The organism is Streptococcus mitis (assembly GCF_009496285.1).
Taxonomy (GTDB): Bacteria; Bacillota; Bacilli; order Lactobacillales; family Streptococcaceae; genus Streptococcus; species Streptococcus mitis_BP.
The window spans coordinates 1-20950 of the sequence record NZ_WIJK01000027.1 but is presented as its reverse complement, the minus strand read 5'-3'; the positions used below and the strand labels follow the sequence as shown (position 1 = coordinate 20950).

The following is a 20950-nucleotide window of genomic DNA, read 5'->3' as shown; positions in this document are numbered from 1 at the left end:
ATAGAGAATATCCCTTTTTATTTTGTTCTAAATTCGATTTTTGAATGGAATATCAGATGATGAGACAAAATATTTTTGAAAACAGAAAAAGACAAACACCAAAAATGACGTTTGTCTTCGTTCTGACCAGTTGAAAAAACTGGTTCTTTTATGTTAAATGACATGACGTTCAAAGGCATCATCTGAGATTCCTTGTTCAAGAATCAATTTTGCCCATTCCTTAGCTGAAAATAGGCTATGATCCTTGTAGTTACCACAAGACTCAATGGTAGTTCCTGGGACATCTTCCCAAGTTGTAGTCTCAGCGATTTCTTTGAGTGAATCCTTGATGACAGCAGCGATTTCTGCGCTAGTATGACGTCCCCACATAATCATATGGAACCCTGTACGACAACCAAATGGTGAACAATCGATCATACCGTCGATGCGAGTACGGATTAGCTTAGCCAAGAGGTGCTCAATAGTATGAAGTCCAGCAGTAGGGATAGAGTCCTCATTTGGTTGAACCAAGCGAATATCAAAGTTAGAAATGATATCTCCCTTAGGACCTGTTTCTTCTCCGATTAAACGGACATACGGTGCTTTAACAATGGTGTGATCGAGTTCAAAACTTTCAACAATAACTTCTTTTGACATGGTATTTCCTTTCAATTTTCTCTTTTCATTATATCATAAAGATTTGTTTGAGAACTGTCAATAAAAGAACTTTTTCTCAGTTGGTTTTTAGAAAAGTTTCTCATAAAAATGTTTTTAAATCAATTTGAAAAATTCTGAAAATTGTATTGACACTTGGCTGAAAAGGGATTATAATGTATAAAAAGTCAAAAAGGAGTTTATTATGAAATTTTCAAAAGTAATGGCCCTAGCAGGGGTGACTCTGTTAGCGTCTGGTGTTTTGGCAGCTTGTTCAGGTTCAGGCTCTAGTGCAAAGGGTGAGAAAACTTTTTCTTATGTTTATGAAACAGATCCAGATAGTCTCAACTATCTGACAACTGGTAAGGCTGCGGTTGCTAATATCACAAGTAATGTCGTTGACGGTTTGATGGAGAATGACCGCTACGGTAACTTCGTGCCATCTTTGGCAGAAGATTGGTCAGTGTCTAAAGACGGGTTGACTTACACTTACACAATCCGTAAAGATGCTAAGTGGTACACTTCTGAAGGCGAAGAGTATGCACCAGTTAAAGCGCAAGACTTTGTAACAGGTCTTAAGTATGCTGCTGACAATAAGTCAGAAGCCCTTTATCTTGTTCAAGAATCTATTAAAGGTTTGGATGCTTATGTAAAAGGTGAAGTTAAAGACTTCTCAGAAGTTGGAATCAAGGCTGTAGATGATCAAACAGTTCAATACACTTTGAACAAACCAGAAAGCTTCTGGAACTCTAAGACAACCATGGGAATTCTTGCACCAGTCAATGAAGAATTCCTTACTTCTAAAGGAAGTGACTTTGCTAAAGCAACAGATCCAAGCAGTATTCTTTACAACGGTCCTTTCTTGTTGAAATCATTGGTAGCAAAATCTTCAGTAGAATTTGAAAAGAATCCAAACTACTGGGATAAGGACAATGTTCATATTGATAAAGTAAAACTTTCATTCTGGGATGGTCAAGACAATAACAAACTTGCAGAAACCTTTAAAGATGGTGGTTTCTCAATGGCCCTTCTCTTCCCAACAAGTGGAAGCTACTCTGAACTTGAAAAAGAGTTTAAGGATAACATCGTTTATACAACACAAGATTCTACAACTTTCTTAGTCGGTACGAATATTGACCGTCAGTCTTACAAATATACTTCTAAGACTACAGACGAGCAAAAGACTTCAACTAAGAAAGCTCTTCTTAACAAAGACTTCCGTCAAGCCATCGCCTTTGGTTTTGATAGAACAGCTTATGCTTCTCAAGTTAATGGAGCAAGTGGAGCAAGCAAACTCCTTCGTAACTTGTTCGTACCACCAACATTTGTTCAAGCAGATGGTAAAAACTTTGGTGACTTAGTTAAGGAAAAATTAGTGACCTATGGTGATGAGTGGAAAGATGTTAATCTAGAAGACGCTCAAGACGGTCTTTACAATCCTGAAAAAGCAAAAGCAGAGTTTGCTAAGGCTAAGACAGCTCTCCAAGCGGAGGGTGTTCAATTCCCAATCCACTTGGATATGCCAGTTGACCAAACCAATACTACAAAAGTTCAACGTGTTCAATCATTGAAACAATCGCTTGAAGCAACATTAGGAACTGACAATGTCGTTATTGATATCCAACAACTTCAAAAAGATGAAGTTCTCAATGTCACTTACTTTGCAGAATCAGCTGCTGGGGAAGATTGGGACCTTTCAGATAACGTTGGTTGGTCTCCGGACTACATCGACCCATCTACATACCTTGATATCATCAAACCATCAGTAGGTGAAAATACTAAGACTTACCTAGGATTTGATTCAGGTACAAATAACGCTGCCGCCAAACAAGTTGGTTTGGAAGATTACGAAAAGATGGTTGTTGAAGCTGGAAATGAAGACACTGACGTTTCAAAACGTTATGATAAATATGCTGCAGCCCAAGCTTGGTTGACAGATAGTGCATTGATTATTCCAACAACTTCTAAAACTGGACGTCCAATGTTGTCTAAGATGGTACCATTCACCCTTCCATTTGCATACTCAGGTAACAAGGGTATGAGTGAAGCCCTCTTGTACAAGCACCTTGAACTTCAAGATAAACCAGTAACTGCTGATGAATATCAAAAAGCTCAAGATAAATGGAAGAAAGAAAAAGAAGAATCTAATAAAAAAGCGCAAGAAGATCTTGCAAATCATGTCAAATAAGAAAAAAGAGGCCGGACAAAAAGTCTGGTCTTTTGATATCATTGCTGAGACATCAGTTTGATATTTTGGTTATTAGTTCAAGCACTGCATTGAAGTAGTAGAACAGACATTCTAAGTCACGCTCCAGTATTACATAAAAGTAAGATATCTTTTATCTATAATTTTAAACAGTTTTCCCGACTATTTAACTTGTGTTTGGGATAAGGTTGCGATTGAGATATTAACCTGTTCAGTTGTTTCTCTACATATTTTTAAAAAGTTTGACCTGGTAGAAATTAAGATTCCACCATAAAAAACTGCATACAAAAAACTGAGAATAAATCCTCAGTTTTTTATATTTTATTGCTGCCCTTGTGTATTTTGTGGGGCTGGATTTTGTTGTTGACTATTTGTAGTTGTGTTTGGTACTGAGGCATTTGGATTGGTAGTGCCATTCGTATTATCATTCGAAGAGATTGGACTTTCAGTTGTTGAAGTTGTACTTGAACTTGAGCTCTCTGTTGTCGAACTTGCTTGAGTTGACTGTGGAATCCAGTTGTTACGAGCACCGTTCTTAAAGACGTATTCTCCGTTACGATACAAACCTTCAGGCATTGTCCAATCACCAGGATGATCATCCTCTGACAGATATCCCATCATTGAGCGGTAGATATTTGCAGCGACTCTAAATCCATCTCCTACGATTGGAGTAAGACGGTTTGAGTAACCAGTCCAAACGGCCATTGAATACTTACGGGTATATCCTACGAACATTTCATCTGGAGCAACATACCCAGTGTTCTTAATGTAGTTCTCAATTTCATCGTCTGTATAGTTTGAAGTACCAGTTTTACCAGCTTGTGGAAGCCATGACATGTAGGCTCCACGACCAGTTCCGTAAGTTAATACGGTTTTCATCATTTCTGTCATCATGTAGGCGGTTGTTTCCTTCATGGCGCGAGTACCTTGGTCTGAAAACTCTTTTGAACTGCCATCACTAAAGACAACTTTATTGATATACATTGGTTTGTGATAGATACCGCCGTTAGCAAAGGCAGCATAGGCAGCAGCCATTTTTTCACTACTTGCTCCGTACTGTTTATGAGATTCAACTGTATTACTTGAGATAGCATTTGCGTATACCATTGATGGGTAATCAATTCCTAAACCATTTAAGAAGGTCTTAGCATGGTCTAATCCAACTTTTTCAAGTGTTTTAACGGCTGGTACGTTACGAGATTGTTGAATTGCGTACTGGAGAGTGATATTTCCAAAGTAGGTCTTATCCCAGTTATAGACAGGAATGTCTGTTCCAGGATAGTTATAAGGGGCATCATTAATCGTTGCTGCAGTAGAGTCGAAGATTCCGTACTCAAGTGCAGGAGCGTAGTCTGTGATAGGTTTCATAGTAGAACCCCAGTCACGGTTTGTTTCGACGGCTTGGTTGATACCGAATGAAACATTACTTGATTGGTGTCTAGAACCAAGTTGAGCGATGACTTTACCATTTGTAACATCAACGATAGTAGAAGCAGCTTGAAGGTCATCATCTGGATAGTCAACATATTCGTCTGTATTGTAAACATCCCAAAGGCGTTTTTGTACCTCTTGGTCGACGTTTGTATAGACTTCCATACCTGTTGTTAATAGATTATAACCTGTCTCTTGCTCTACTTGGTCAATAACTTCTTTAAGATAGTTATCCATGTACTGTGGATAGTTATTAACAGATTTTAGACTTTGAAGTCCATCTGTGATTGGGGTATTGATTGCTGTTTCATATTGCTCGGCGGTAAGGTAGCCCTGCTTTTGCATTTCTGACAAAACGAGGTTTCGTCTTTCAAGGGCTGCTTCGGGATGAGAATAGGGATCGTATTGGTTTGGAGCCTGTGGCATACCTGCTAAGAGTGCAAGTTGTGGGATGGACAAGTCTTTGAGGTCCTTACCATAATAGTTTTCCGCAGCTGTCTGCATACCATAGTTACCATTTGACATGTAGACCTTATTGACGTAATAGGTCAAGATTTCTTGCTTAGTTGCAGTTCGCTCTAGCTGGATAGCCAACCAAGCCTCTTGAACTTTACGGGATAGGGTTTGATCAGCTGTTGATGTTGAGAAATAAGTCAGCTTAATCAACTGCTGGGTCAAGGTTGATCCCCCTTGAAGACCACCATTACTACTAAGGTTACGTAGGAAAGCTCCTGCTATTCGAATGCTATCAATTCCTCTGTGGTTAAAGAAGCGATGATCCTCGATAGAGACAATCGCATTGACAAGATCAGTAGGGATGTCACTACTTTGAGCATTGACACGACGTTCAGCACCTAAATCTGCGATGAGTTCATTTTTGCTATCATAAATTTTACTTGATGTGGTTGCAACAAGTTTGCTTTCAGAGAGTTCAGGAGCCTTGTTTGCATAGTAAAGAAATACACCACCGCCAAGTAGGAAAGCTACGATAAATAAGCTAATCACACCAATGCCGAGGTATTTAGCGATGCGCAAGATAGTTTGTTTGTTCATATTGTTTTACCACCTAGTAAATGTTGTTTGACTGTATCAAGGTAAGGAATTTGTGGAAAAGCAGACTGCTCAATCACATAACCGAATTCTTTGATATAGTCAAGCGGCATTGACTTTTTCCCCATATCCTGATGATAAAAACGGATGAGGTCAAGTGCCGGCAATAAATACGTTTCTTGATAAGAAGAAAAATGAAGAAGGACAAAGCAAATTCCTTTTTGTTCAAGGACTTGTTCCATATGCCGAATCTGATGAGGATGGAAGTTCTTCATCGGAATGGCATGTTTTTGCTTAGTTTCCTTAGCTTCGAAATCGATGTAAAATCCTTCATAAACTCCAGAATAATCGGTAGTCGATGCCTGTCTAAAATAAGCTTCAACAATCTTAGCCCGACTACGCTGCGGATAGTCGACGCGGACAATCTGAACAGGAGTAGGTTTCTTATGGATAACAGCCAAACCGTGTGTCAGATAATAATCGTTTGTAGCATTGATCATCTTCTCAAAGGTCATCCCACGATTTGCGAAATTTTTAGTTTGTGAGGTGACTTCTTGTTTTTTTTTCGATGAAAGTTTATGAGGATAGTTGACCATAATTCTCCTTATTGGTACAATAACATCACTCTATTATACCATAAAAGTGCACAGAAAGGATGAAAAAATGCATACAGCCTTGGTTTTAGGCTATTCTAGCTTTGATTTAGGATTGTTTAATGACAAAGATATTCGTTTAAAAATTATTAAAAAAGCCATTCGTAGAGATTTGGAAAAAATGGCAGACGAAGGGTTGAAATGGTTGGTATTTACGGGAACTCTGGGATTTGAACACTGGGTTTTAGAGGTGGCTAGAGATATGAAAGATGACTTTGGTTTCCAACTTGCCACTATCTTTGATTTTGAGACTCATGGGGAAAACTGGAATGAGGGGAATCAGGTCAAACTGAGTGAATTTAAACAAGTTGATTTTGTTAAGTACGCCTATCCAAACTACGAGCACAAGGGTCAATTACGAGATTATCAACTTTTCTTACTTGAAAATACAGATGGAGCCTATCTTTTTTATGATGAAGAAAATGAAACAAAACTGAAGTATTTTTACGAACTGATGAAAAAGAAAGACAACTATGTTACAAAAAGATTAACATTTGAGGAATTAAACGAAGTAGCTGAAAATTTTTCCGAAAATTGAGCCTTTGACCTTGCTTTTTGTTTGCCTTTTTTTATATAATAATACTAGCAACTGAGAATGGAGAGAGACATGGCAAGTATTATTTTTACAGCAAAAGATATTTTTGAGCAGGATTTTGGAAGAGAAGTACGTGGATATAGTAAAGCAGAGGTTGATGAATTCTTGGATGACGTCATCAAGGATTATGAAACTTATGCAGCATTAGTGAAGTCACTCCGTTCAGAAATCGCGGAGCTCAAAGAAGAATTGGCGAAAAAACCTCAAGTGACACCACCAACTTCTGAATCAGCAGATCATGGAAGTACGACTTCTATGACAAACTTTGATATTTTGAAACGTTTGAATCGTCTTGAAAAAGAAGTATTTGGCAAACAAATCTTGGATAATTCTGATTTCTAAGAATGATTTTGTTGTGCAATTTTTGGATAATCGCGTGAAGAGAATTTCTTTTCATGAGGAAAGTCCATGCTAGCACAGGCTGTGATGCCTGTAGTGTTTGTGCTAGGCGAAACCATAAGCCTAGGGACGAGAAATCGTTACGGCAGTTGAAATGGCTAAGTCTTTGGATAGGTCAGAGTAGGCTTGAAAGTGCCACAGTGACGAAGTCTTTCTGGAAACGGAGAGAGTGGAACGCGGTAAACCCCTCAAGCTAGCAACCCAAATTTTGGTCGGGGCATGGAGTGCGCGGAAACGAACGTAGTACTCTGACTGCTATCAGCTAGAGCTGCTAGTGGTAGACAGATGATTATCGAAGGAAGTGGTCCTAGTCACTTCTGGAACAAAACATGGCTTATAGAAAATTGCATATAGGTTGGGGCTGAGATATATTCTCAACCTCATTTTTTAAAGTGAATAAAGAAAGGTCTATAAAAGACTGAAATGAAAACAACATTTAATTTAATTGCGACTGCTGCGGCGGGTTTGGAAGCTGTAGTTGGACGTGAAGTAAGAGATTTGGGTTATGATTGTCAAGTTGAAAATGGGCGTGTTCGTTTTCAAGGTGATGTTAAAGCGATTATCCAAACTAACCTGTGGCTAAGAGCTGCGGATAGAATCAAAATCGTTGTGGGAACTTTTCCTGCAAAAACATTTGAAGAACTCTTCCAAGGTGTTTTTGCTCTAGATTGGGAGAACTATCTCCCACTTGGAGCCCGTTTCCCAATTGCCAAGGCTAAGTGTGTTAAGTCAAAATTACACAATGAGCCAAGTGTGCAGGCGATTTCTAAGAAGGCAGTTGTTAAGAAACTACAAAGACACTATGCCCGACCAGAAGGTGTTCCCCTGATGGAGAATGGTCCAGAGTTCAAGATTGAAGTTTCCATTTTGAAAGATATAGCGACTGTTATGATTGATACAACTGGTTCAAGTCTCTTTAAACGTGGTTATCGTACTGAAAAAGGTGGAGCTCCGATCAAAGAAAATATGGCAGCTGCGATTTTGCAACTTTCTAACTGGTACCCTGATAAGCCTTTGATTGATCCAACCTGTGGTTCAGGAACTTTCTGTATCGAGGCAGTTATGATTGCTAGAAAGATGGCGCCTGGTCTGCGCCGTTCCTTTGCATTTGAGGAATGGAACTGGATTAGCGATCGTTTGATTCAAGAAGTTCGCACAGAGGCAGCTAAGAAAGTGGATCGTGAGTTGGAACTGGATATTATGGGATGTGATATCGATGGACGCATGGTGGAAATTGCTAAGGCCAATGCCCAGGCTGCAGGAGTATCTGGAGATATTCTCTTTAAGCAGATGCGTGTACAGGATTTGCGTACGGATAAGATTAATGGAGTTATTATCTCTAACCCGCCTTATGGTGAACGTCTGTCAGATGATGCAGGAGTAACTAAACTTTATGCTGAAATGGGTGAGGTTTTTGAACCACTCAAGACTTGGAGTAAGTTTATCCTGACTAGTGATGAAGCCTTTGAAAGCAAATATGGTAGTCAGGCGGACAAAAAACGAAAACTCTACAATGGTACTTTGAAAGTTGATTTATATCAATATTTTGGTCAACGTGTCAAAAGAAATTTGACAGATTAGAAAGGAGTTGCCATGGATCCAAAGGATAAAAAAGAAGAGTTGTTAGAACCTGAGAAAATATCTCAGGAACCTCAGTTTGATTTTGAGGAAGCTAAGGATCTAACGGTTGGACAAGTTATTCGAAAAAATGAAGAAATCGAAGCAGGAGTAACTCCTGATGATACGATTTTGGACAAATACATTAAACAACACCGTGAAGAAATCGAAGCTGATAAATTTACTAACATTCAGGCGAAGAAAGAGGAACTTCGAAGTCTAGATGATTTGCTTCAAGACGCCAAAGAAACAATTGATGAAGAGGTTGAACCAGTAGAAGAAGTCCCTGACTTAGAGATTGCTGCTGAAGAAGAGGGAGTAGCAATGGAAGAATTTCTCCTTCCACCCCTTGAAGAAACCTTGGTTATGGATAAAAACCTAGTGGAATCTGAAATTGAGCCCCTTGTTGCAGAGGATGATGAAGCTTTGCAAGAGGAACATCAATCCTTATCTCGCTCTGCTCAAGCAGAAGATGAGCCACAAAACAAAAAACTGTGGGTCATCTTGTCAGCTCTTTTAGCGATTATTGTCTTGATTATTGGGGGTAGCTACTACGTTTATCGTCAAATTACGCGTTCTTCCCAAGAAATTCAGTCTCAGTCATCTGATGCAGGTTTGGTAAGTAATCAAGCAATTCTCAATCAATTTAACAGTCTCTATGATACTTTTTATACTGATGAGAATAAAACTGCCCTAAAAAATAGTCAGTTTAGTCAGCTGAGTCAGCTCAAAGAGCTTTTAGATAAACTTGAGGGAGCTAGTGAGCATACTCTTGCCAAATCAAAATACGATAGTCTTGAAACACAAATCAAAGCGGTACAAGATGTTAATGCTCAATTTGAAACACCAGCTATTACAGATGGTGTTCTAAATACCAATGCTAAAGTAAAGGCAGATGCTAAATTTACCGAAGTTAAGACAGGGAATACTGAAATTGATAAACTGCTAGCTAAGGCTATTAGTCTCGGTAAGAGCCAAATTTCAAGTTCTACAAGCTCAAGCAGTAGTCAGTCAAGTTCATCAAGCCAAGCAGAGTCAAGTTCTGCAACTGAAAGCAATGCTAGCAGCTCTGCTAATGCATCAACTTCAGCGGGTGAAACAGCCTCAGCAAGTAATATCCTAAATAGTGGACTAGCAAGCAATGGTGTGAACCTACAAAGAAGTGTCAGTCGAGTACCGTACAATCAAGCAGCTGTAAGTGATAGTAGTGATCCTGCTTGGACTTTTGCAGATGGTGTCCTTGAACGCATTCTTGAGACTTCGCGTGCGCGTGGCTACATTACAGGCAACCAATACATTTTGGAACCTGTGAATATTGTTAATGGTAATGGCTACTATAATCTTTATAAACCAGACGGTACCTATCTCTTTACCCTTAATTGTAAGACAGGTTACTTTGTAGGTAATGGTTCTGGACATGCGGATGATTTAGACTACTAGTCAAATTGTTACAAAATTCTTTCTTTTCACAGATAAACATGATAAAATAAAACATATTAAACAAGAGGAGTGTCACATGACAAAAGCTAACTTTGGTGTTGTTGGTATGGCCGTAATGGGTCGTAACCTTGCCCTTAATATTGAATCTCGTGGTTATACAGTTGCTATTTATAACCGTAGTAAAGAAAAAACTGAAGATGTGATTGCTTGTCACCCTGATAAAAACTTCGTGCCAAGCTATGATATCGAAAGCTTCGTAAACTCAATTGAAAAACCACGTCGTATCATGCTTATGGTTCAAGCAGGACCTGGTACAGATGCGACCATCCAAGCCCTTCTTCCACACTTGGATAAAGGTGATATCTTGATCGACGGAGGGAATACTTTCTATAAAGATACCATCCGTCGTAATGAAGAGTTGGCTAACTCAGGTATCAATTTTATCGGTACTGGAGTTTCTGGTGGTGAAAAAGGTGCCCTTGAAGGACCATCTATCATGCCTGGCGGACAAAAAGAAGCTTATGACTTGGTAGCAGATGTTCTTGAAGAAATCTCTGCTAAAGCTCCAGAAGATGGTAAACCATGTGTAACTTACATCGGTCCTGATGGAGCTGGTCACTATGTAAAAATGGTCCACAATGGTATCGAGTACGGTGATATGCAATTGATCGCAGAAAGCTACGATCTTATGCAACACTTACTTGGCCTTTCAGCTCAAGACATGGCTGAAATCTTTACTGAGTGGAACAAGGGTGAATTGGACAGCTACTTGATCGAAATCACTGCTGATATCCTTGGACGTAAAGATGATGAAGGTCAAGATGGACCAATCGTAGACTACATCCTGGATGCTGCAGGAAACAAGGGAACAGGTAAATGGACTAGCCAATCAGCTCTTGACCTTGGTGTGCCATTGTCACTCATTACTGAGTCAGTATTTGCCCGTTACATCTCAACTTACAAAGAAGAACGTGTTCATGCAAGCAAGGTGCTTCCAAAACCAGCCGCTTTCAAATTTGAAGGCGATAAGGCTGAATTGATTGAAAAAATCCGTCAAGCCCTTTACTTCTCAAAAATCATCTCATACGCACAAGGTTTTGCGCAATTGCGTGTAGCTTCTAAAGAAAATAACTGGAACTTGCCATTTGCAGATATCGCATCTATCTGGCGCGATGGATGTATCATCCGTTCTCGTTTCTTGCAAAAGATTACTGATGCTTACAACCGTGATGCAGATCTTGCTAACCTTCTTTTGGATGAGTACTTCTTGGATGTAACAGCTAAGTACCAACAATCAGTTCGTGATATCGTAGCTCTTGCTGTTCAAGCTGGTGTACCAGTGCCAACCTTCTCAGCAGCTATTACTTACTATGATAGCTACCGTTCAGCTGACCTTCCAGCTAATTTGATCCAAGCGCAACGTGACTACTTTGGTGCCCACACTTACCAACGTAAAGACAAAGAAGGAACATTCCACTACTCTTGGTATGACGAAAAATAAGTAGGTCAGCCATGGGGAAACGGATTTTATTACTTGAGAAAGAAAGAAATCTAGCTCATTTTTTAAGTCTGGAACTCCAAAAAGAGCAATACCGAGTTGATCAGGTAGAAGAGGGACAAAAAGCCCTCTCCATGGCTCTTCAGACTGACTATGACTTGATTTTACTGAATGCTTACCTAGGGGATATGACAGCCCAGGATTTTGCGGATAACTTGAGTCGGACCAAGCCAGCTTCGGTAATCATGGTCGTGGACCATCGAGAAGAATTGCAAGACCAACTTGAAACAATCCAGCGTTTCGCTGTTTCATACATCTATAAACCAATCATTATCGATGATTTGGTCAGTCGTATTTCAGCTATCTTCCGAGGTCGAGATTTCATCGACCAACACTGTAGTCAGATGAAAGTTCCGACAGCCTATCGCAATCTGCGTATGGACGTAGAACATCATACCGTCTATCGTGGCGAGGAAATGATTGCCCTGACTCGGCGTGAATATGATCTTTTGGCTACCCTTATGGGAAGTAAGAAGGTTTTAACTCGAGAGCAATTGCTGGAAAGTGTTTGGAAGTATGAAAGTGCGACCGAAACCAATATTGTGGATGTTTATATCCGTTATCTACGTAGCAAACTTGACGTGAAAGGTCAAAAGAGCTACATTAAAACCGTGCGTGGTGTTGGTTATACCATGCAAGAATAGAAAAGCAGTTGCAGTTTTGTAACTGCTTTTTTTGAGTCATTGAAATGTTGACATATGATTTGAACTTTGCTAGAATCATTTTGGAGGAAACAAGAATGAAATTTTTGAAAAAAATGATGCAAGTTGCTCTAGCAGTCTTCTTCTTTGGTCTGTTAGCAACAAGTACAGTATTTGCGGATGATTTGAATTCTGAAGGCTGGAAATTTGTTCAAGAAAATGGTAGAACCTACTACAAGAAGGGTGACATCAAAGAAACGGCCTGGCGAGTGATCGATGGGAAAACCTACTTTTTTGACTATATGGGAGAAATGGTAGTAGGTTGGCAGTATATTCCTATGCCAGATGAAGGTAGTACCATTGGTCCTTACCCCAATGGTATCAGATTAGAATATATGCCAATGTCAAAATGGTATTACTTTAATCAAGATGGCGTACTACAAGAATTTGTTGGTTGGCAACAATTAGAGGCTAAGGATTCGTTAAATGTTGGCAAAAAACATGGTGAAGGCTTTGAAGGCCCAGAAGTTCTTAAATTAGCATACTATTACTTTGATCAAGACCATTCTTTAAAAACAGGTTGGCTTTATGATCAGTCTAACTGGTATTACCTAGCAAAAACAGGTTCTTCAGGGAAAGACTACCTTGGTGGTGAGAAACGTTCTGGTTGGATTAAAGACAATTCAACTTGGTACTATCTCGATCCAACAACTGCTGCAATGCAAACAGGTTGGCAATATCTTGGTAACAAATGGTACTACCTTCGTTCATCAGGTGCTATGGCGACAGGTTGGTATCAAGATGGTTCGACTTGGTATTACCTAGATGCTCAAAACGGTGATATGAAAACAGGTTGGGTGTCTATCAATGGCTATTGGTACTATCTCCGTTCATCAGGAGCCATGGCAACAGGCTGGTATCAAGAAGGTTCAACTTGGTATTATCTAGATGCTGAAAATGGTGATATGAAAACTGGCTGGATTTATGTCGATAATACTTGGTATTATCTTCGTTCGTCAGGAGCTATGGTGACAGGCTGGTTCCAAGTTAATGGTAAATGGTACTATGCCTATAGTTCTGGTGCCTTAGCTGTAAATACCACAGTAGGTGGCTACTACGTCAACTATAATGGTGAGTGGGTACAATAATGAAAACAAGCGATTGTGAAAGGAAACAATCGCTTTTTTTGTGAAAATATAATAAAATAGAAAGGAATAAAGTTCTAAAATTTTATCTAGAAACAGATGATTTTCATCTGATAGTAGGATTAAATGACAAAAGAAGTTAGTGTCGGTCAGGCACATAGTAAAATTATTTTAATCGGAGAGCATGCGGTGGTTTATGGCTACCCAGCCATTTCTTTACCTCTTTTAGAGGTTGAAGTGACTTGTAGGGTGGTTCCAGCAGCGACACCATGGCGTCTTTTTGAAGAGGACACCTTGTCTATGGCTGTGTATGCTTCTCTCGAGTATTTAAATATCCAGGATGCTTGCATCCGTTGTCAAATTGACTCGGCTATTCCTGAAAAACGTGGAATGGGTTCTTCAGCAGCCATTAGTATTGCGGCCATTCGTGCAGTATTTGATTATTACCAAGCAGAACTTCCACATGACGTGTTAGAAATTTTGGTCAATCGGGCGGAGATGATTGCCCATATGAATCCTAGTGGTTTGGATGCCAAGACCTGTCTTAGTGACCAACCTATCCGTTTTATCAAGAATGTTGGTTTTGAAGAATTAACCATGGATTTATCAGCTTTTCTGGTCATTGCAGATACAGGAGTCTATGGGCACACTCGTGAAGCCATCCAAGTTGTAGAGAGCAAGGGCAAGGAAGCTCTGCCTTTCTTGCATGCGCTAGGAGAGTTGACCCAAGAAGCAGAAGAAGCGATAAAAACAAAAGATGCCGTGAAGCTGGGAGAGATTCTTACCAAAGCTCATGGAAATCTAAAGGAAATTGGAGTTAGTAGCCCTGAGGCAGATGCCTTGGTTGAAACTGCTCTCGATCATGGTGCTCTAGGTGCCAAGATGAGTGGTGGTGGTCTAGGAGGCTGTATCATCGCCTTGGTTGCTAATGAGAGCCAAGCGCAAGAACTAGCAGAAAGATTAGAAGAGAAAGGAGCTGTTCAGACATGGATCGAAAGCCTGTAACAGTACGTTCCTATGCCAATATTGCTATTATCAAATATTGGGGTAAGAAAGCAGAAAAAGAGATGGTTCCTGCGACTAGCAGTATCTCTCTAACCTTAGAAAATATGTATACGGAGACGACACTTTCACCTTTACCAGCAGATGCAAGCTCGGATGCTTTCTACATCAATGGTCAGTTGCAAAACGAAGCTGAGCATGTCAAGATGGGTAAAATCATTGACCGCTACCGTCCTGAAGGAGCAGGTTTTGTTCGTATCGATACCAAGAACAATATGCCAACAGCAGCAGGCCTTTCTTCAAGTTCCAGTGGTTTATCTGCCCTGGTCAAAGCTTGTAATGCCTATTTCCAATTAGGATTAGATCGTAAAGAGTTGGCCTTAGAAGCTAAATTTGCATCGGGTTCTTCATCTCGTAGTTTTTATGGACCTTTGGCAGCTTGGGACAAGGATAGTGGAGAGATTTATCCAGTCGAGACTGACCTGAAACTGGCTATGATTATGTTGGTTTTAGAAGACCAGAAAAAACCAATCTCTAGTCGGGATGGTATGAAACTCTGTGTGGAAACTTCGACAACATTTGATGAGTGGATTCGTCAGTCTGAGAAAGACTACAAGGATATGCTGGTCTATCTCAAGGAAAATGACTTTGAGAAAGTTGGAGTATTAACAGAAAAGAACGCTCTCGCAATGCATGCTACGACAAAAACTGCAAATCCGCCGTTCTCATATCTGACAGATGCGAGTTATGAGGCTATGGATTTTGTTCGTCAGCTTAGGGAACAAGGAGAATCTTGTTACTTCACCATGGATGCGGGGCCTAATGTAAAGGTTCTTTGTTTAGAAAAAGACTTGGAACATCTATCAAAACTTTTAGGTCAACGCTATCGCTTAATCGTTTCAAAAACAAAGGATTTGAGCCAAGATGACGATTGTTAAAACTTGTGGGAAGCTCTATTGGGCTGGGGAGTATGCCATTTTAGAACCAGGACAGTTGGCGCTAATAAAAGCCATCCCCATCTATATGACGGCTGAGATTAAAACATCTGATGCTTATCGACTCTACTCAGATATGTTTACATATAGTGTAGATATGCGACCGGATTCTTCTTATGCTTTTATTCAAGAAACAGTTGCCTTGGTGGAGGAGTATCTGACTGATCAAGGGGTTGACTTGCAGCCATTTTCCTTAGATATTCGCGGGAAAATGGAACGTGAGGGCAAGAAGTTTGGTCTGGGTTCTAGTGGTAGCGTCGTTGTATTGGTTATCAAGGCTATGCTTGCTTTCTATGAAAGACCAGCTGAAAGAGACCTCTTGTTTAAACTGGCGAGTGCAGTCCTTCTCAAACGTGGAGACAATGGTTCCATGGGGGATATTGCCTGTATCGTTTCAGAAGACCTAGTCCTCTATCAGTCGTTTGACCGTGAGAAAGTGGCACAATGGCTAGAAAAAGAAGACTTGCCAACTGTATTAGCACGTGATTGGGGATTTTCTATTTCTAGTATTAAACCGACCTTGACATTTGACTTTCTGGTTGGTTGGACCAAAGAAGTAGCTGTCTCTAGTCACATGGTCAAGCAAATTAAGGATAATATGAACGCTAGCTTCTTGCAGGCTTCGAAAGAAATTGTAGCTAACTTGATGAAGGATTTGGAGGTAGGTCAAGAAGAAACCGTTATTGACTTGCTAGAACAAGCTAGCCAACTCTTAGAAGGCTTGAGTTCAGATATTTACACACCTTCGCTCAGACAATTAAAAGATGCAAGCAGAGACTTAAAAGCCGTCGCTAAAAGTAGTGGTGCTGGTGGTGGAGACTGTGGAATAGCCCTCAGTTTTGACCAAGATTCGACCACATTACTGAAAAAACGCTGGGCTAATCTAGGGATTGAGCTCTTGTATCAAGAAAGGATAGGACATGACGACGAATCGGAAGGATGAGCACATCCGCTATGCCCTTGAACAAAAAAGTTCTTATAATAGTTTTGATGAGGTGGAGTTAATCCACTCCTCACTACCCTTATACGACATAGATGAGATCGATCTTTCGACAGAATTTGCAGGGCGTAAATGGGACTTTCCTTTTTATATAAATGCCATGACAGGCGGTAGTGATAAGGGCAGAGAAATTAATCAAAAATTGGCTCAGGTGGCAGATGCTTGTGGGATTTTATTTGTGACAGGTTCCTACAGCGCTGCCCTAAAGGATCCATCAGATGACTCTTTCTCCGTCAAAACTAGTCACCCTAACCTTCTACTTGGAACCAATATTGGCTTGGATAAGTCTGTTGAACTGGGGCTACAAACGGTCAAAGAGATGAATCCCCTTCTATTGCAAGTCCATGTTAATGTTATGCAGGAATTACTCATGCCAGAAGGTGAACGTCAATTTAGATTATGGCAAAGCAATCTGAAAGATTATGCTAATCAAATCTCAGTTCCTCTTGTTTTAAAAGAAGTCGGCTTTGGCATGGATGTGAAGACCATTGCTAAGGCGTACGAGATGGGGATACGTACGGTTGATTTGTCTGGCCGTGGCGGAACTAGCTTTGCCTATATCGAAAACCGTCGCAGTGGTCAACGGGACTACCTCAATGATTGGGGGCAATCGACCATGCAAACCCTTCTAAATGCCCAAGACTGGAAAGATAAGATGGAGCTTCTGGTAAGCGGAGGTGTTCGCAATCCACTAGACATCATCAAATGCTTGGTCTTTGGAGCCAAGGCGGTTGGACTCTCACGCACCATGTTAGAGTTAGTTGAAAACTACCCAGTGGATGTCGTTATTTCTATTGTTGAAGGCTGGAAGGAAGAACTACGTCTGATTATGTGTGCCCTTAATTGTGCAAGGATTAAGGATTTGCAGCAGGTCGACTATCTCCTGTATGGAAAATTAAAAGAAGCAAAAGATCAACTATAAGGAGGTCGGGATTTTGGTCCCGGTCTTTTTATCATTCCTCAGACTGATGTGACTTTTTGGTTTTGTGATACAATAAAATAGAGAGGACGGTTACATGCGAAAATTTCAAATTTTTCTATTTATTGAAGCTTGTTTATTAACAGGAGCTCTGATTATGATGGTATCAGAGCATTTTCCCCGTTTTCTGCTGATCTTGCTCTTGTTTTTACTGCTGATTCGATACTATACCGGAAGACAGGGGAATAACCTCATATTAGTGGCAGTGAGCATCCTATTTTTCTTTATCATCATGCTCAATCCCTTTGTCATTATGGCTATCTTTGTGGCCTTGATATACAGCCTGTTCTTGCTTTATCCTATGATGAACCAGGAAAGAGAAGATACCAATCTGATTTTTGAAGAAGTTGTGACGGTGAAGAGGGAGAAAAATCGCTGGTTTGGGAATCTCCACCACTTTTCAAGCTACCAGACTTGCCGCTTTGATGATATCAACCTTTTTCGTCTCATGGGGAAGGATACCATTCATCTAGAGCACGTGATTTTGAGCAATCATGATAATGTCATCATCTTGAGAAAGCTAGTCGGCACTACTAGAATTATTGTACCAGTGGATGTAGAAGTCAGTCTTAGTGTTAATTCTCTGTACGGAGATTTAACCTTCTTTGACCAGCCTAAGCGAGCTTTGCGGAATGAACAATTCCATCAAGAAACCAGGGATTATCTCAAGAGTCCCAAGAGTGTCAAGATTCTTTTGACAACTATGGTTGGAGATGTTGAGGTGGTGCGCGGATGAAAAAACAGCCCTATATTTTAATTGGTCTCACCTCATTTCTCTTTGTTGTCTTTCTCTTTCGAAGCATTTTTAAGGTTCTGGATTTAGAGTGGACTTCTCTCTTCCAAGATTTAGAAAAGACAGAAAAAGTCCTATTTCTGGCTTTAATGTTTAGTGCTGCCTTGGCCTTTTTATTAGTCCTATTCTGGACAATTGTTGATGAAATTTCAAAAAGAAGAATCCAAGCAAATCTCAAACGTCTGCTAGCTGGTAAAGATATTGAAAGTCTGGGAGATGCTGATTTAGACGCAAGTTTTAGAAACTTGTCAGGAAAGCTTGGTTTGTTGACAGAAGCTATTCAAAAAGCAGACAATCAGGCCTTGGTCAAAGAAGAAGAAATTATTGAAAAGGAGCGCAAGCGAATCGCGCGTGATTTACATGATACGGTCAGCCAAGAAATTTTTGCTGCCCATATGATTTTATCTGGGCTCAGCCAACAAGCTTCTAAATTAGACAGAGAGAAGATGCAAACTCAGCTTCATAGTGTGACTGCTATTCTAGAAACAGCCCAAAGAGATTTGCGAATTCTGCTTTTGCATTTACGACCGATAGAATTAGAACAAAAGAGCTTGGTGGAGGGCATTCAGTTGCTTCTCAAAGAATTGGAAGAAAAAAGTGAGCTGAAGGTAAGCTTTAAATGTCAGGTAACTGCATTACCTAAAAAGATTGAAGAACATATTTTCCGGATTGTCCAAGAATTGATTAGTAATACACTTCGTCATGCACAAGCTTCATGTCTAGATGTTTACCTTTATCAAACGGAAACGGAATTACAGTTGAAGGTTGCAGACAATGGTCGTGGTTTTCAGCTGGATGATGTTGATGAACTGAGTTATGGTTTGCGAAATATCAAAGAACGAGTGGAAGATATGGCTGGGACTATACAATTATTAACAGCTCCCAAGCAAGGTTTGGCAGTGGATATTCGCATTCCCTTGCTTGATTTGGATAGATAAGAGGAAGTAAGATGAAACTATTATTGGTAGATGACCACCAAATGGTGCGTCTGGGTTTAAAAAGTTATTTTGAACTACAAGATGATGTAGAGGTTGTAGGAGAAGCAACCAATGGCGCGGAGGGAATTTCTATGGCCTTGGAGCTTCGGCCAGATGTGATTGTCATGGATATTGTTATGCCTGAAGTCAACGGAATTGACGCAACTCTAGCTATTCTCAAAGAATGGCCAGAGGCTAAAATCTTGATTGTGACCTCTTACTTAGACAATGAAAAAATCATGCCAGTCTTAAATGCTGGGGCTAGGGGATATATGCTCAAAACTTCTAGCGCGGACGAATTGCTGCACGCTGTTCGTAAGGTGGCGGCTGGAGAGTTGGCTATTGAACAAGAGGTGAGTAAAAAGGTAGAATACAATCGCAATCATATTGAACTTCATGAGGACTTAACTGCGCGTGAACGGGATGTCCTTCAACTAATTGCTAAGGGTTATGAAAATCAGCGTATCGCCGATGAATTGTTTATCTCACTCAAGACGGTAAAAACTCATGTTTCAAACATCCTTGCTAAGCTTCAGGTTAGCGACCGCACCCAGGCAGCAGTCTATGCCTTTCAGCATCACTTGGTTGGCCATGAGGATTTTTAGATGAGTTTAGCAGATTTACTTGTGGAGCTAGAAGCGGCAAAAGATCCGAAAAAGGCAGGGCCTATGGAAGCCTATATGCGCCAGCAATTTTCCTTTCTAGGTATTGCGGCACTTGAAAGAAATGCGCTCTATAGAAAATACTTTCCAAGCGAGAAAAAAACAAAGATCATCGATTGGGATTTTGTGGACACTTGCTGGAAAAAGGAGCCAAGAGAATACCAGTATGTGGGCGCCAACTATTTGAAAGCTATGCAATCTTACCTAACAGAGAGCGATTTGCCTAAGCTTGAGCGTCTGGTCGTGACCAAGTCTTGGTGGGACACGGTAGATATTCTAGATCGAGTAGTAGGAAGTTTGGTGTATGACAAGCCAGAACTGGAGAAAATAATCCTCCAATGGAGCCTATCAGACAATATCTGGCTGAGACGAGTCGCTATTGACCACCAGTTGTTAAGAAAAGAAAAAACGAATGTCCGACTGATGGAAAAAATCCTACTAAACAATCTGGACCAGACAGAATTTTTTATCAATAAAGCCATCGGCTGGGCTCTAAGAGACTACTCTAAGACCAATCCAGAATGGGTAGCAAGTTTCATCGAAAAAAACAAGGAAAGAATGGCTGAACTTAGTATCAAAGAAGCAAGCAAGTATCTCAAGCAGTCCTAAAAACTCATGTCTGACCAGAAAAAGCCATAATAGGCGGTAGCTAGTAGAACTTGTTAAGAGAGTATCATCTCGAGAAGGATGTCTGTCAAATGAGCCTAGCGCTGTTCTTCAGACTGCAACAAGAGACAAATGATTTAGACCAAGGATTTAGTCCAGTATGCTAGAAGACTAAGTCCTTTTCTACCATTTGTCAAGTATATCAAGGTATTTGATGAAAAGTAGTTTGAATTCCATAGTCAAACTAAGGAAATTGTCTTTTTTTGAACTAAATTTTAGTGTAAAAAGTGTACACTAAAACAACACCTTATCTGGTGATTTTTTTGATAAGGCGTTACAATAATATGGCATAAACAATTTTACCGATTTTGGGTAGAAGTATAATCGTAAAGTTTGTTATGCGTTATAAGGTAATACATTGTTCTAATGAGACGATGTATGGAGGCAATCGTGTGTGGTTTGGTTGAAGTCACTTGCGATTGTCTTTTCCGTTTCTCATAGAAGTCTGCGATATGACAAGGATTGGTGTGGCTAGCTGAAGCTATGTTATGAATGCACTTAAAGAGAA

19 protein-coding genes, 1 other RNA gene and 1 pseudogene are annotated in these 20950 nt (G+C 40.2%); 17 read left to right on the top strand and 4 right to left on the bottom strand.

Annotated elements, in window-relative coordinates:
• Positions 1 to 153: 153 nt before the first annotated feature.
• The gene (locus tag GEZ89_RS08410; RefSeq protein ID WP_000032544.1) at positions 154 to 636 is read right to left on the bottom strand and encodes an S-ribosylhomocysteine lyase; all 483 of its coding nucleotides are present in this window, start codon (positions 634 to 636) and stop codon (positions 154 to 156) included.
• 202 nt (positions 637 to 838) lie between these two features.
• Between GEZ89_RS08410 and GEZ89_RS08405 the strand changes: the two genes are divergently transcribed.
• Positions 839 to 2821 (top strand): peptide ABC transporter substrate-binding protein, encoded by a 1983-nt coding sequence (locus tag GEZ89_RS08405; protein ID WP_153225687.1) that lies wholly within the window; start codon positions 839 to 841, stop codon positions 2819 to 2821.
• A gap of 339 nt (positions 2822 to 3160) precedes the next feature.
• Here the strand turns inward: GEZ89_RS08405 and pbp1a are convergent, their stop codons facing one another.
• Both pbp1a and recU read right to left on the bottom strand, forming a co-directional pair.
• Entirely contained in the window at positions 3161 to 5323 is a 2163-nt protein-coding gene (gene pbp1a, locus GEZ89_RS08400; RefSeq protein ID WP_153225686.1) for a penicillin-binding protein PBP1A, read from the bottom strand.
• Positions 5320 to 5916, bottom strand: coding sequence for a Holliday junction resolvase RecU (gene recU / locus GEZ89_RS08395; protein ID WP_153225685.1), 597 nt, complete (start codon positions 5914 to 5916; stop codon positions 5320 to 5322). The genes pbp1a and recU overlap by 4 nt, the downstream gene beginning before the upstream one ends.
• Before the next feature lie 67 nt (positions 5917 to 5983).
• Here recU and GEZ89_RS08390 point away from each other — a divergent pair, with 67 nt between their 5' ends.
• The 16 genes from GEZ89_RS08390 to GEZ89_RS08315 all read left to right on the top strand — a co-directional run bounded on the left by GEZ89_RS08390 (position 5984) and on the right by GEZ89_RS08315 (position 20385).
• Complete coding sequence (locus GEZ89_RS08390; RefSeq protein ID WP_153225684.1) at positions 5984 to 6511, top strand: DUF1273 domain-containing protein; 528 nt, start codon at positions 5984 to 5986, stop codon at positions 6509 to 6511.
• 69 nt (positions 6512 to 6580) lie between these two features.
• Positions 6581 to 6910 carry a cell division regulator GpsB gene (gene gpsB / locus GEZ89_RS08385; protein ID WP_322741503.1) on the top strand — a complete coding sequence of 110 codons (330 nt, stop codon included), beginning with the start codon at positions 6581 to 6583 and terminating at the stop codon, positions 6908 to 6910.
• An 18-nt stretch (positions 6911 to 6928) separates the two neighbouring features.
• An RNA gene (gene rnpB / locus GEZ89_RS08380) (RNase P RNA component class B) lies at positions 6929 to 7309 on the top strand.
• 81 nt (positions 7310 to 7390) lie between these two features.
• Positions 7391 to 8548 (top strand): THUMP domain-containing class I SAM-dependent RNA methyltransferase, encoded by a 1158-nt coding sequence (locus GEZ89_RS08375; RefSeq protein WP_153225682.1) that lies wholly within the window; start codon positions 7391 to 7393, stop codon positions 8546 to 8548.
• 12 nt (positions 8549 to 8560) lie between these two features.
• On the top strand, positions 8561 to 10024 hold the full coding sequence (mapZ, locus tag GEZ89_RS08370) for a cell division site-positioning protein MapZ (RefSeq protein WP_153225681.1): 1464 nt from the start codon (positions 8561 to 8563) through the stop codon (positions 10022 to 10024).
• A 76-nt stretch (positions 10025 to 10100) separates the two neighbouring features.
• Positions 10101 to 11525 (top strand): NADP-dependent phosphogluconate dehydrogenase, encoded by a 1425-nt coding sequence (gndA, locus tag GEZ89_RS08365; protein ID WP_153225680.1) that lies wholly within the window; start codon positions 10101 to 10103, stop codon positions 11523 to 11525.
• Positions 11526 to 11536: 11 nt separating this feature from the next.
• Positions 11537 to 12226: a response regulator transcription factor gene (locus tag GEZ89_RS08360; protein ID WP_153225679.1), complete on the top strand. Its 690-nt coding sequence runs from the start codon at positions 11537 to 11539 to the stop codon at positions 12224 to 12226.
• A gap of 95 nt (positions 12227 to 12321) precedes the next feature.
• Positions 12322 to 13371 carry an N-acetylmuramoyl-L-alanine amidase family protein gene (locus GEZ89_RS08355; RefSeq protein WP_153225678.1) on the top strand — a complete coding sequence of 350 codons (1050 nt, stop codon included), beginning with the start codon at positions 12322 to 12324 and terminating at the stop codon, positions 13369 to 13371.
• A 123-nt stretch (positions 13372 to 13494) separates the two neighbouring features.
• Positions 13495 to 14373 (top strand): mevalonate kinase, encoded by an 879-nt coding sequence (mvk, locus tag GEZ89_RS08350; RefSeq protein ID WP_153225677.1) that lies wholly within the window; start codon positions 13495 to 13497, stop codon positions 14371 to 14373.
• Positions 14355 to 15308 (top strand): diphosphomevalonate decarboxylase, encoded by a 954-nt coding sequence (mvaD, locus tag GEZ89_RS08345; RefSeq protein ID WP_153225676.1) that lies wholly within the window; start codon positions 14355 to 14357, stop codon positions 15306 to 15308. Before mvk ends, mvaD begins: the two co-directional genes overlap by 19 nt.
• Positions 15295 to 16308 carry a phosphomevalonate kinase gene (locus GEZ89_RS08340; protein ID WP_153225675.1) on the top strand — a complete coding sequence of 338 codons (1014 nt, stop codon included), beginning with the start codon at positions 15295 to 15297 and terminating at the stop codon, positions 16306 to 16308. Before mvaD ends, GEZ89_RS08340 begins: the two co-directional genes overlap by 14 nt.
• A complete protein-coding gene (gene fni / locus GEZ89_RS08335; RefSeq protein ID WP_075230533.1) occupies positions 16286 to 17287 on the top strand; it encodes a type 2 isopentenyl-diphosphate Delta-isomerase in 1002 nt (333 codons plus the stop codon). The genes GEZ89_RS08340 and fni overlap by 23 nt, the downstream gene beginning before the upstream one ends.
• Positions 17288 to 17381: 94 nt before the next feature.
• Positions 17382 to 18080 carry a cell wall-active antibiotics response protein LiaF gene (gene liaF, locus GEZ89_RS08330; protein WP_075230534.1) on the top strand — a complete coding sequence of 233 codons (699 nt, stop codon included), beginning with the start codon at positions 17382 to 17384 and terminating at the stop codon, positions 18078 to 18080.
• Positions 18077 to 19075 carry a sensor histidine kinase gene (locus tag GEZ89_RS08325; protein WP_075230535.1) on the top strand — a complete coding sequence of 333 codons (999 nt, stop codon included), beginning with the start codon at positions 18077 to 18079 and terminating at the stop codon, positions 19073 to 19075. The genes liaF and GEZ89_RS08325 overlap by 4 nt, the downstream gene beginning before the upstream one ends.
• An 11-nt stretch (positions 19076 to 19086) precedes the next feature.
• On the top strand, positions 19087 to 19719 hold the full coding sequence (locus tag GEZ89_RS08320) for a response regulator transcription factor (RefSeq protein ID WP_075230536.1): 633 nt from the start codon (positions 19087 to 19089) through the stop codon (positions 19717 to 19719).
• The gene (locus GEZ89_RS08315) at positions 19720 to 20385 is read left to right on the top strand and encodes a DNA alkylation repair protein (protein WP_153225674.1); all 666 of its coding nucleotides are present in this window, start codon (positions 19720 to 19722) and stop codon (positions 20383 to 20385) included. It abuts the gene before it with no gap.
• Positions 20386 to 20741: 356 nt separating this feature from the next.
• Here the strand turns inward: GEZ89_RS08315 and GEZ89_RS08310 are convergent.
• Positions 20742 to 20950: pseudogene (locus GEZ89_RS08310) on the bottom strand (IS110 family transposase); the annotation flags it as partial.